We start from the raw sequence: 11,658 nt of genomic DNA on the forward strand, positions 1-11,658 counted from the left end.
GCCACTGCCTCGCGTCAATGTCGGATAATGAAATCAATGGCCAGGGAGGGCTGGGTTCTTGATCGCTCACAGCGAGTGGAAACATGGTGAGGTTTTTGAGGGAATCACCGAAAAGGGCAATACCATCACAATCGACGGAGATTCCGCCCACACGCACGGACCGAGCCCCTTGGAAGCCGTTCTCATGGCGCTGTGCGCCTGCACCTCGGTCGATGTCGTCAGCATTCTCCAGAAGAAACGCCAATCCCTCACCGGGCTCCGCGTGACCGCCGCCGCCACGCAGGCGCCTGCTCCGCCTCGTGTCTTTACGCACATCAGCCTTACCTATGCAGTTCGCGGAAAGCTCAACCGTAAGGCAGTCGAAGATGCGGTCTCGCTCTCCAAAAACAAGTACTGCTCCGTATCGAAGATGCTCGAAAAGGCCGCGACCATCGATTACCAGATCGTCTATCCCGACGGAGAACCGGAGCCATGAGCACGGGCTTCATCATCCGGTTTTTTCGCATGTCTTCCGTCGTGATGCTGCTGGTTGCCGTTGCACTTCTATCGGCGATCACCACAATGCACTTTGCGATTCATGGCGCTGAGGTGAAGATTCCTTCATTGAAAGGCATGACCGTTGCCCAAGCACGGAGCCAAGCCGCCGGCATGGGGCTGAATCTCGATGTCGACAATCGCTACTACTCGTCAGACATTGCAGCTGGACATATTCTCACCCAATCGCCTTCGCCGGGCTCTGTGGTCCGTCGCGAATGGCATGTACGCGTCGCCGAGAGTCTCGGTCCGCAAAAGGTTGACGTTCCTGATACCGTCGGTGCAGATGCCCGCGTTGCTGCATTGCGACTCCGCCGCGCCGGGCTTGAAGTGGGCATCACCGCAAAGCTGCCCTGGCCTGATGCACAAGACGGCACAGTGCTGGCGCAGGATCCGCCCGCGCACTCCCAGGGAATCGCACAGCCGAGCGTAAGCATCGTCGTAGCCGCGCCCGACAACGCCTTGCCCGATGGATATGTCATGCCGGACTTCACCGAAATTCCCGTCATCGCTGCGCAGGCGATGCTGACCAAAATCGGCCTGAAGGTGGATACCCCAACATACGTCGACGTCTCTGTTCCGTCCGTAAGCACCGGAACCCAGCCGCCCAAGCCTCCCATTCAGCCTGGATCCATCGTCCTGCAGCAACCTTTAGCGGGCGCACGTGTCGACCAGGCCACCGTCATAAAGCTGACCGCGGCAAAATAGAGCGGGCCGATACGCTCGAACAAACATCTAAATCAAAGACGCATGACACTGGACCCCCGTAACCCACAAGAGGAGTCAACGGCTGCACCCGCCGCCCGCGACTTTTCGCATGCCTGGCGGGCGCTGCGTCATCGCAACTTCCAGCTCTTCTTCGGCGGCCAGAGCATCTCGCTCATCGGCACCTGGATGACGCGCATCGCGACGTCCTGGCTTGTTTACCGGCTGACGGGATCTCCGCTGCTCCTGGGCACCGTTGGCTTCGCCGGCCAGATTCCGACCTTTCTGCTCGCTCCCATCGCTGGAGTCCTGGTCGATCGCATCGACCGTCGCAAAGTGCTGGTGTGGACCCAAAGTCTGGCCATGGTGCAATCGCTCGCACTGGCGTGGCTCACGCTCTCGCACCGCATCACCATCGCCGAAGTGCTCGCGCTGAGTGCCATGCAGGGCGTCATCAACGCCTTCGACATGCCGGGCCGCCAATCGTTCATGGTCAAGATGGTCGAGGACCGCGCCGACCTCTCCAACGCCATCGCCATCAATTCCTCCATGGTGAATACGGCGAGACTCATCGGCCCCTCGCTCGCCGGATTGCTGATTGCAGCCACCAATGAAGGCTGGTGCTTTCTCGTCGATGGCATCAGCTACATCGCGGTGATTGTTTCTTTGCTAATGATGCGGATTGCCCCTGACCAGGTCCCGCGCTCAACAACTTCCTTGATCGGTCAACTGAAAGAAGGCTGGACGTATGTCGCCGGATTCGCGCCTATTCGCACCATTCTGCTGCTGTTTGCCCTGCTGAGCCTGATGGGATGGCCCTTCATGGTGCTGATGCCCGTGTTCGCTGTGCAAGTTCTGCATGGCGGCCCACACACGCTCGGCTTTCTGATGGGGGCCGTTGGCGTCGGCTCCCTCATTTCGGCGCTCTCACTCGTGATGCGGCGTTCCGTCCGCGGCCTGACCAGGATGATTCCCATAGCGGCAGCCGTCTTCGGCGTCGGATTGATTTCTTTCGGTTTCTCCCTCTTCTTATGGCTCTCCATGTTGATGATGCTCGTAACAGGATTCGGCATGATGCAGGGCATGACTGCAAGTAACACCATCGTGCAGACGCTCGTCGACGAGAATGTGCGCGGCCGCGTGATGAGTTACTACACCATGGCCTTCGTCGGCATGGCCCCATTCGGCAGCCTGCTGGCCGGCGCCCTCGCCCACGCCATCGGCGCACCACGCACAGTCATCGTGAGCGGAGTCGCCTGCATCCTGGGCTCCATCTGGTTTACAACACGCCTGAAGTCTATTCGCAAGGAAATGCGCCCATTTACGAACGCCTGGGCATCGTGCCGCAGCGAATTCCCGTGGAAGATGCCGCCGAGAGCTGAGCCTCACGCATTATGATGGCAACGCAAGAGGACGCAACCGATGGGCCTGAGCGAAGACTTGGAACGAATCGCATTGCAAGAAAAAGAACTCACATTGCCGCGTTTCGATGCGAAGACGGCGTGGACGCTTGGATCAAAGCTGCGCGCGACGGCTGCCGAGCGCAACCTGGCCGTCGTCATTGACGTTCGCCGATTCGGACAGCCGCTCTTCTACGCCGCCATGGAAGGTACGACTCCTGACAATATTGAGTGGGTGCGTCGCAAGAGCAACGTCGTCGCTCGCTTCCATCGCAGTTCCTACGCTGTCGGTCTGCAAGAAAAACAAAAAGGTCAGTCGATTTATGAAAGCCAGGGTCTATCCCTCGCCGATTACGCGACCCACGGCGGCTCATTTCCGCTCAGCGTGACGGGCGCTGGCGTTGTCGGCAGCGTTACCGTTTCCGGCCTGCCGATGCGCCAGGATCATGAACTGGTGATCGAAGCGCTTTGCGTGCTGCTTGGTCGAGACTACAAGACTTTAAAGCTTTCGTTGGAATAGCGCTGGTCCAAGCCACCGCATCATGCTTTCTTCTCAATCATCGCCACAAAGAACCCGTCGCTCTCAAACATCCCGGGCAAAAGTCGCAAATTGCCTTCCGTCGTAATCCCGGGAAGCAAATTCTCTGCTCCCCAGGCAGAAAGCACGCCCCCACAACGTAGCTCCTCAATCCGCGCTCGAAGCGGAACCAGTCGCGCATTCGAGTCTTCTGCAAGCACCGCCGCGACAATCTCCTCGTTCTCTTCGGGCTCAAGAGAACAAGTGGAATAAATCACAAATCCGCCAGGCTTGGCAGCCCGTAGAGCTGCGCGAAGAATCGCACCCTGCCGTTCTGCCTGCCGCCTCAGATCCGATAGCTGCAGCCGGTGTCGAATCTCAGGATTGCGCCCCAGCGTGCCCGTACCGCTGCAAGGCACGTCAGCCAGCACAGCATCGTACTGTGCCTCTTCCTCAAGCGCGGTGACGTCGGCGAGACGGCATTCGACCCGCTCCCCTAATCCAGCCAACCGCTCCTGCAATCGCTCCAGCCGCTGTGGGCTCACTTCGCAGGCCACGATGCGCGCATCCGGATTCCGCTCTGCAAGAATCAATGTCTTTCCACCAGGGGCGGCACAGCAATCGAGAATTGCCTTGCTCCGCGGCACAAGTTCCGCAACCAATTGCGACCCCTCATCCTGAAGCCGAACGCGCCCCTCGCGAAATGGGGCGCTCGCCGTGATATCTCCTGAAGCTACGGTGAACGCCTTCGTGAGAATTCGCCCCGCCTCCAACTCAATTCCGGCCGACGCGAGTTCTTCCCGCATTGCCGCGTTATCTGCCGGCACTGTGACCTTCGGCTGGCTCTGTCCTTGCCTGCAAATCGCACCAGCCGCTTCCTCGCCGTAAGTCGTCGTCCAGCGCGCAACCATCCACTCTGGAAATCCACGCCGCCAGTCCCGCTCGGCCGACGCTTCTCCCTCTCCCTTTGTGCGCGACGCCGCAACTTTGCGAAGCACCGCATTCACCATTCCCGAAGCAAACCGGTGTCCCGCCCGTTTCGCCAGTTCCACGCTTTCATCGATCGCCGCATGTACCGGAATCCGGTCCATATGCAGCAGCTGAAATGCACCGAGCCGCAGCGCGATCAGCACCTCCGCGTCCAGCTTGGCGTTCGGATGCTTCAGCAGCGGCAGAACGCGCCGATCGAGATCGATCTGCCATCGCAGCACACCCAGCACCAGGGCCGTGGTCAGATGGCGATCAGATTCGGAAAGCTCCGCAACACTCCTGCCGCGAAGCAGATCGTCGGAATGGCCTTTGCCTTTTTCAAGGACGTCCAGAATCGAGAAGGCTGCTGCCCGCGCTGGCGAAACCGCATGCATCGCGCTAGCCCAGCCGCATTCCAGGCGTCAATCCCGCACCCCGCAGAAAATCGGAAGCAGCCATCCGCTTCTTGCCTTCCAACTGCAATTCCGTGATCTCTATCCAGGTGTTCTGCGCACACGCGACAAGAAGGCGGCGGTCAGCAAAATCAACCTCGCCAGGCAGACCCGGTGCGGTTTTCCCATCCACCCGCACCTTGTGTGCAATCAACTTCCTGCCATCGAGCACAGTGTATGCTCCCGGCCACGGCTGAAACCCCCGCCACCGATTCCAGATCTCCATTGCCGTGCGCCCCGCAAAATCCATGCGTCCATCCGTGCGATCGAGAATCGGCGCGAGCGTTGCCCGCGCGTGGTCCTGCTGCCGCGGCACAATCGTGCCATCGTGAAGACCAGCCAGCGTCTCGACCACATGCGGCGCGCCCTTCTTCGCCAGCACATCGAACAAGTCCGGCGATGTCTGTTCAGGCCCGATTGCAACCTCGCGCTGCAACAGAATCGGTCCGGTGTCGAGACCCTGTTCCAGCAGCATCGTGGTGTTGCCCGTAACAGCTTCGCCCATCGCAACCGCCCACTGAATCGGCGCCGCTCCGCGGTACTTCGGCAACAACGAGGCATGCAAATTAATGCAGCCCAACCGCGGTAGCGCCAGCATCCATGGCGGAATAATCCGCCCATAGGCCACCACGACAATCGCATCCGGCGCGATCGCTTCAAGCCGCGCCCGAAACTCCGCATTATTCTTGATTTTTTCAGGCTGCGTCACTTCGAGACCCGCGGCCACTGCCGTTTCTTTTATGGGTGGCGCAGTCAACACCTGCGAGCGCCCAACCGGGCGATCCGGCTGCGACACCACCAGGGGAATCTCATGACCCGCCGCAATCAGCGCCTGCAACGTCGGCACGGCGAAGTGGGGGGTTCCGCAGAAGACCAGCCTCACGGTCTTACCATGTGCCTTCGCGTTGCATCTTGCGAATCTTGCGCAGCACAAGATCTCGCTTCAGCGAACTCATGCGGAAAATGAACAGCATCCCGTCGAGATGATCGATCTCGTGCTGAAATGCCCGCGAAAGCAGTTCCTCGCCGTCCATCTCAAACCATTTGCCCTTCAGATCCTGCGCACGGATGCGCACCTTTGCGGCGCGCTGCACCTTCTCGCGAATCTCAGGAAAACTCAGGCAGCCTTCCTCTTCATACTGCTTTCCTTCGCGAAGAATCACCTCCGGATTGACGAGAACCAGCTTCTGCGCCGGATCCTTTCCCAGGCTCAAATCGATGATTGTCACGCGTTTCGCCACGGCCACCTGCGGCGCCGCGAGGCCAATGCCCTGCGAGGCGTACATGGTCTCAAACATGTCGTCGACCAGCTTCTTCAGCTCCGCATCGAATTCGGTAACCGGTTCGCCGGGCTGCGAGAGCACCGGTTCCGGGTATTTGACTACCTTCAAAATCATCTCTGCCTAATAGCTCCGTATCTGTTCGATGTAACCCAGGAAATTTCGTTTCATCTCGCCAGCCGAGTCGCCCCCGAACTTCTGCTGCGCCAATCCCGCAACCGTAATCGCCACCATGGCCTCTGCAGCCACCCCCGCCGCGGGTACCACGCAAATATCGCTGCGCTCATAACTTGCGCTCGTCGCTTCGCGCGTGTCAAAGCGCACCGATTCGAGGGGACGTCGCAATGTCGATATCGGCTTCAGATATCCGCGCACCACGATATCCTCGCCGTTAGAAACGCCGCCTTCCACCCCGCCGGCATTGTTCCTCTCACGGGTAAAGCGCGTCGGCTTCCCGGTATCTTCCTTGGCGTAATGGATGGCATCGTGCACTGCAGATCCGAATGACTCCGCCGCCGTGATGCCGCGGCCGATTTCAACCGCCTTCACCGCCTGCAAGCTCATCACCGACCACGCCAGCAGCCCGTCGAGCCGCTCATCCCAGTTGGCGTAGGTTCCCAGTCCCGCCGGCGCGCCATGCACCACCACTTCAAACACGCCGCCCACCGTGTCGCCTGTCCGGGAGGCCTGCTCGACCTCCTCCTTCATCCGCGCTTCGGTCGTCCCGTCAACGCAGCTCAACACAATCTCCGGTCGTTCCGCCACAGCCGCAATCTCGTCCCATGTGGCCGTACGATCCAACTCCACACGTCCCACCCGAATCACGTGGCTGCCGACCTCGATTCCCAGGTACCGCAACAACAGCTTGGCAAACGCTCCCCCCGCAACGCGAGCGGTGGACTCGCGCGCCGATGCTCTCTCCAGCACGTAACGCGCGTCAGGAAAGTCGTACTTCAGGGCGCCCGCAAGGTCCGCGTGCCCCGGTCGAGGCGATGTCACCGGCTGGTGCTTTGCCACGTCCCCGGTCTCCACCGGCAGCTTCTCTTCCCAGTTTTTCCAGTCGCGGTTCACAATCTCGATCGCGATCGGCGACCCGATCGTCTTCCCATGCCGCACGCCGGAGAGGATATGCGCCTTATCCGTCTCGATCTTCATGCGCCCGCCGCGCCCGTACCCCTGCTGCCGACGCCAAAGCTCGCGATTGATGAATGCGAGATCGACCGGCAGTCCCGCAGGCAGCCCCGAGACAAGCGCAATCAGAGCCTCGCCGTGGGACTCCCCTGCTGTTGAAAAGCGGATCATGTTGAATCCATTGTACGATGAAGCGCATGGCCTACTTCCTCTTCAAAACAGAGCCCGGCGTCTACTCCTTCGACGATTTCCTGCGCGACAAAGAAACGAACTGGGATGGCGTGACAAACCCGACCGCCGTCAAGAATCTCCGCGAGATGAAGCCCGGCACAAAGTGGATCTTCTATCACACAGGAGATGAACGCACCGCCGTCGGAACCGGGACGGTTGTCAGTGTGGATGCCAAGGACCCCAAGGTCCCCATCGTGCGCGTGAAAGTCGGCAATCGCCTCAAGCACCCGAAGACGCTGGACCAGGTGAAAGCCGACCCGATCTTCGCCGATTCCCTGCTCGTCAAGATCGGGAGGCTCTCCGTCGTGCCGCTGACCGAGCAACAGTGGAACTGGTTTCTAAAATAGCTTTCCCGGTTCCGGCTTCGCGTCGCCTTTCAGCCACTCGCGCGTGTTCAGCATCTGCCGCTGATCCAGCGCCCATATCCGGCCCGTCAACTCGTCGGCGCCTTTGCCCTCGCGTGTGGACTTCTCGAACTCACTCGCGACAGCCTGCATCTTGGCGTCGAGATCATCCACAAAGTTCAGCACCAGCGCCTCGGGAATCATCGGCAACTTGGGCGATCCAAACTCAAGCTTGCCGTGATGCGACAAAATCATGTGCAGCACCAGCGTCTTCAGACGCGGCGGAAAATCAGGCAGGCTGTCGATTGTGTTCTCCACCAGTTCCATCCCCATCTGGATATGCCCCAGCAGAACGCCTTCCACCGTGTATTCAAATCCAATCTCCCACGCCAGTTCACGCACTTTGCCGATGTCGTGCAGCACAACCCCGGTGAGCAACAAATCTCGATGCAGGATGGGGTAATGCGGCGCCACGCGATCAGCGAGCGTCAGCAGGCTCACGACATGCTCCAGCAAGCCGCCAAGCCATGCGTGATGAAGCTGCTTGGCTGCCGGCGCCTCGCGGTAAGCCTGTGCCAGTCCCGCATCCGCCAGTAGAGTATTCAGCAGCAATTTCAGATGCGGATCGGTAAAGCTCTCCACAAATTCCAGCAGCTTGTGCCAAAGCTCATCCACATCGCAGGTGGTGCAGGGCAACAGGTCGCCCTTCTCCACTTCGCCGGCGACGCCCTTGCGCAGGTGCTCGACCTTCATCTGCAGCCGGTCGTCAAAGCGCGACACACAGCCGCGAACTTTGACAATATCTCCTCGCTCAAAATCCTTCGCAATCCTTGAGTCACCCGGATCCCATACGCGCCCCTCAACCTGCCCCGTCTTATCCCCCAGAATCAAATTCAAATAAGGCTTGTTCGTCTTTGTGGTTCGCTGCTGCTTGTGCAACACCAGAAAAAATGCGTCGAAGTTCTTGCTCTCTTCGAACCCCGCCAGATCGGCAATGTAGATGTCCTTCATGCTGCGGGAAAGCATACAGCAACCAGCGGAGCGCTTCCAAAACGCCTTCCTCTCTGTGAGAACATGGTGATCGTGAACGGTCCCTCCGCAGAAGAATCTGTCACGTTCGTGATCCGCCCCGTCGAACCACGCGACACAGCAGAAGTTTGCGCCCTCATCCAACAGCTTGGCTATGAACGTCCCTTCAACGATGTCGCAGCCTGGATTGAATCGCTCGGGAAACACCCTCAAAGCCAGGCCGCTTTTGTAGCCGAACTCGCCAACGAGGTAATCGGCTGGATTGAAATATCAATCCAGCATCGGCTCCAATCGGCCCCCTACGCTCTCATCGGCGGACTCGTGGTGAAGGAAGGCTTTCGTAATCAAAAAGTCGGTCTTAGGCTCTGCGAAAAAGCTGAAGCCTGGAGTTGGGAGCGCCGCGTTTCAGTCATTCGTGTAACCTCACGCAGCACTCGCCTCGACGCGCACCGCTTCTACGAGAACAATGGCTATCGCCTGACCAAGGTCTCGCATATTTTCGAAAAGAACTGGCTGCATAAATAGCGCCGATCCACCAGGCCGATAATCATCGCATTGACGGCCGGGCAAAAATTAAGCGGGCCCGAGATCGAGGAATCTCAGGCCCGCCAACTCTGGAATGATCGCGATCTACTGCGGTGGAACAGTCGGTAAGCCCGACTGCGTTGGCACCGGCGTGGTTGCATTCGGAGCCTGCTGCTGCGCAGGCTGTTGCGGAGCATTCCCCAGCGGCTTGTCACCCGTGTCTTCTGTGCTGTCCGAAGTCTTCTTCTTGTCGCTCAGACGTGTCTTGTCGCCGGTCGTGGTGTTCTTCTTTTTCTTCTTGCCCGGAGTCTGGTTCCCTCCCAGCCCCAGCGGTCCGGATTGCGCGGCGCGATCCGCCACTTCGGCTGCATCCGCGGGCGAAGGAGCCTCCGGATCCAACCGGGGCCCCTTTTGCTTTGGCTGCTTCGACAGACGTGCGCGGTCACTGAAACGCGTCTTCTTTTCGGGCTTCGGATTGCTTTCTAGCGGGTTGTCCGGCTCGGCGTCCGCGTTTCCGGCCACCTGATCGCCCGCCCCGGCGTCTTCTGTCTGGCTCGAGGGAGCTTTCGGCAGAGTCTCCTGCGGCGCCTTCCCAAAGCGAATCTTTTCCTTCTTGCCGGGCTTCATCGAAGCCTGCTCGGCTTTATCTTTCTTGGAATTCGCCTTCTCAGCTTTCGCCGGAGCCGCCGCAGTCGCCTGATCCGATGTCGCTACCGGCGCCGACTTCTGTCGGAAGCCGCGCGTCGTCTCGCGGAACCGGGTCCGCTCTACCTTCCGCTTCTTCTTCGTCGTGGGCGGCGTATAAGCGCTGAAGGTGATGCTCGGATGCTTCTCTGCCGCTGTCGCTGCGCTGTCCTCGTATCCCGGCTTGATATAGATGGCCGACTCATCCCTCAACTGCGCAAGATATTGGCGCATGGCAGGACCGGCTTTGGCCTCGAAGTAATTCTGCTCAACGTCGTTCTCAACGTCCTTCAGTTGCGGAATACCCTCTGGAATGTGCTGGATGACCTTCAAGATCACGTATCCCTGTTTCGTGAGAATCGGATCCGTGACATCCCCAGTCTTGAGCGCAAACGTCTTCTCTTCAAAGATTGGGCTCAGTTGGCCGCGCTTGTACTGGCCTAGGTCGCCGCCCTCAGCCGCAGTCGTTCCTTCGCTGAAACTCCGGGCCAACTGGCTGAAGTCGCCCCCAGCGTGTAGACGGGCTTCGATGTCGTCGGCCTTCGCCTTGGCCTCTGTCAGTTTCTTCTCATCATCCGGCTGCGTGCCGGTCGAAATCAGAATCTCACCCAGCTTTACGCTCTCCGGCTGCGCATATTGCTGCTTGTGCGCCTCAAAATACCGTTGAATCTCACCCGGAGTCGGCGCAATCTTACGGCCCACCTGGTCGCGCATCACTTCCTGGGTGACGATCTGGTTGCGGATATTGGCCTTGAAGTCCTCGAACGAGACCCCTTGCTCCTTCGCCGCCTTCTCCAGGTCCTCCATCGTCGCCAGATTGTATTGTTTGCGGATCTCGTTGAGCCTATTGACCAATTCCGTCTCGCCTGTGATGCCGAGTTCCTTGCCCTTGGCCAACCACAACTGCTGATCGATAAGGTTGCGCAGCAAGTCCTTGTGGGCATCGGACGTCTCCTGCATCGAGGCGCCTCGCTGGTGCATTTCCTGGTCCAGTTCGGCCTGCGCGCGGTCGTAGTCAGACTTGGTGATGATCTGGTCGTCCACGCGCCCAATGATCTCCTCGACCGTTGTGCCGCCATAGGGGCTTTCGGGATTCGAGGGTCGGGCTTGCGCCAATGCAAAACTGCTAAGCAGGAGTGCGGAGAGCGAAACCGCTCCGGGGATACAAAGAATTCTCAGGTTCATAAGTTGGCACGCTTCTGGAGGTCGGCGGGCTCCCCACCATAGGCATAGACGTCATTGTAAATGCCTGGGCAGCAAAAGCGGCGAGAGAGAAGCGGATTCCCCAGGGACGAACCGGGCCTCGCCACGGTCGCAAACCGGTTCTCGCGTCTCCCCGCGACAGTAATGGGCTACCCGAAGCCGCCAGCACTCCGTCAAACAACCCAGTGCTATACTTTAGCCCAGGTTTGGCCTGCGAGGTCCCTTTCAGGCGCCTGGTGCAGTTGCACCCCGGAGGTTCCTTCCGCCTATGACTCCCCCTGCCCGCAGGGCAATATTCAGCCTCATCGTCTTTTTCGCCGTATGCGCGGTTGCCGGTACGTTTTTGCAGCGCAGGGTGGGAGCCCAGTCCTCGCAGGACGAAAGCCAGATTCGCGACAATCTGAAATCGTTCACTGACGTCTACGCGATCGTCGAGCAGAACTACGCTGAGCCTATCCAGGGCGACAAGGCCGATACCGCCATCTATGACGGGGCCATCCCCGGCATGTTGCGCGTCCTCGATCCACACTCAAACTTCTACGACCCGAAGGCCTATGCCAAGATGCGCGAAGATCAGCGCGGACATTACTACGGCGTTGGCATGGTCATCCAGCAGCAGAATAACAAGGTCTACGTCATCACCCCGTACGAAGG

At 59.4% G+C, this 11,658-nt stretch carries 13 protein-coding genes; 7 read left to right on the plus strand and 6 right to left on the minus strand.

What is annotated here, in order from left to right; translation table 11 throughout:
- Positions 1 to 58 precede the first annotated feature (58 nt).
- Genes WCA10_RS13935 through WCA10_RS13950 form a run of 4 tightly spaced genes read left to right on the plus strand, consistent with a single transcriptional unit; the run spans position 59 to position 3,159 of the window.
- Positions 59 to 475: an OsmC family protein gene (locus WCA10_RS13935; protein WP_472823136.1), complete on the plus strand. Its 417-nt coding sequence runs from the start codon at positions 59 to 61 to the stop codon at positions 473 to 475.
- The gene (locus WCA10_RS13940) at positions 472 to 1,242 is read left to right on the plus strand and encodes a PASTA domain-containing protein (RefSeq protein WP_472823137.1); all 771 of its coding nucleotides are present in this window, start codon (positions 472 to 474) and stop codon (positions 1,240 to 1,242) included. The genes WCA10_RS13935 and WCA10_RS13940 overlap by 4 nt, the downstream gene beginning before the upstream one ends.
- A 42-nt stretch (positions 1,243 to 1,284) precedes the next feature.
- Positions 1,285 to 2,637, plus strand: a complete 1,353-nt coding sequence (locus WCA10_RS13945) for an MFS transporter (protein ID WP_472823138.1) — start codon at positions 1,285 to 1,287, stop codon at positions 2,635 to 2,637.
- Between the two features lie 24 nt (positions 2,638 to 2,661).
- Positions 2,662 to 3,159, plus strand: coding sequence for a heme-degrading domain-containing protein (locus WCA10_RS13950; protein ID WP_472823139.1), 498 nt, complete (start codon positions 2,662 to 2,664; stop codon positions 3,157 to 3,159).
- A gap of 20 nt (positions 3,160 to 3,179) precedes the next feature.
- On the opposite strand, the gene rsmB is transcribed toward WCA10_RS13950, so the two are convergent.
- The 4 genes from rsmB to aroC are packed head-to-tail and all read right to left on the minus strand — an operon-like array spanning position 3,180 to position 7,159.
- Positions 3,180 to 4,520 (minus strand): 16S rRNA (cytosine(967)-C(5))-methyltransferase RsmB, encoded by a 1,341-nt coding sequence (gene rsmB, locus WCA10_RS13955; RefSeq protein WP_472823140.1) that lies wholly within the window; start codon positions 4,518 to 4,520, stop codon positions 3,180 to 3,182.
- A gap of 4 nt (positions 4,521 to 4,524) precedes the next feature.
- Positions 4,525 to 5,460, minus strand: coding sequence for a methionyl-tRNA formyltransferase (gene fmt / locus WCA10_RS13960; RefSeq protein ID WP_472823141.1), 936 nt, complete (start codon positions 5,458 to 5,460; stop codon positions 4,525 to 4,527).
- A gap of 4 nt (positions 5,461 to 5,464) precedes the next feature.
- Complete coding sequence (gene def, locus WCA10_RS13965; RefSeq protein ID WP_472823142.1) at positions 5,465 to 5,974, minus strand: peptide deformylase; 510 nt, start codon at positions 5,972 to 5,974, stop codon at positions 5,465 to 5,467.
- Between the two features lie 6 nt (positions 5,975 to 5,980).
- Complete coding sequence (gene aroC / locus WCA10_RS13970; protein ID WP_472823143.1) at positions 5,981 to 7,159, minus strand: chorismate synthase; 1,179 nt, start codon at positions 7,157 to 7,159, stop codon at positions 5,981 to 5,983.
- A gap of 17 nt (positions 7,160 to 7,176) precedes the next feature.
- On the opposite strand from aroC, the gene WCA10_RS13975 reads away from it, so the two are divergent.
- Positions 7,177 to 7,566, plus strand: a complete 390-nt coding sequence (locus tag WCA10_RS13975) for an EVE domain-containing protein (protein ID WP_472823144.1) — start codon at positions 7,177 to 7,179, stop codon at positions 7,564 to 7,566.
- Here WCA10_RS13975 and WCA10_RS13980 read toward each other — a convergent pair.
- Positions 7,558 to 8,589 carry a 3'-5' exoribonuclease YhaM family protein gene (locus WCA10_RS13980; RefSeq protein WP_472823145.1) on the minus strand — a complete coding sequence of 344 codons (1,032 nt, stop codon included), beginning with the start codon at positions 8,587 to 8,589 and terminating at the stop codon, positions 7,558 to 7,560. The genes WCA10_RS13975 and WCA10_RS13980 overlap by 9 nt on opposite strands.
- A gap of 57 nt (positions 8,590 to 8,646) precedes the next feature.
- Between WCA10_RS13980 and WCA10_RS13985 the strand changes: the two genes are divergently transcribed.
- Complete coding sequence (locus WCA10_RS13985; protein ID WP_472823146.1) at positions 8,647 to 9,117, plus strand: GNAT family N-acetyltransferase; 471 nt, start codon at positions 8,647 to 8,649, stop codon at positions 9,115 to 9,117.
- Positions 9,118 to 9,222: 105 nt separating this feature from the next.
- Here WCA10_RS13985 and WCA10_RS13990 read toward each other — a convergent pair whose 3' ends face one another.
- A complete protein-coding gene (locus tag WCA10_RS13990; protein ID WP_472823147.1) occupies positions 9,223 to 10,986 on the minus strand; it encodes a peptidylprolyl isomerase in 1,764 nt (587 codons plus the stop codon).
- A gap of 286 nt (positions 10,987 to 11,272) precedes the next feature.
- Between WCA10_RS13990 and WCA10_RS13995 the strand changes: the two genes are divergently transcribed.
- Positions 11,273 to 11,658 (plus strand): S41 family peptidase (locus WCA10_RS13995; RefSeq protein WP_472823148.1); only part of this gene is annotated, 386 nt, incomplete at its 3' end.

The organism is Occallatibacter sp. (assembly GCF_049582745.1).
Classification (GTDB): domain Bacteria; phylum Acidobacteriota; class Terriglobia; order Terriglobales; family Acidobacteriaceae; genus Telmatobacter.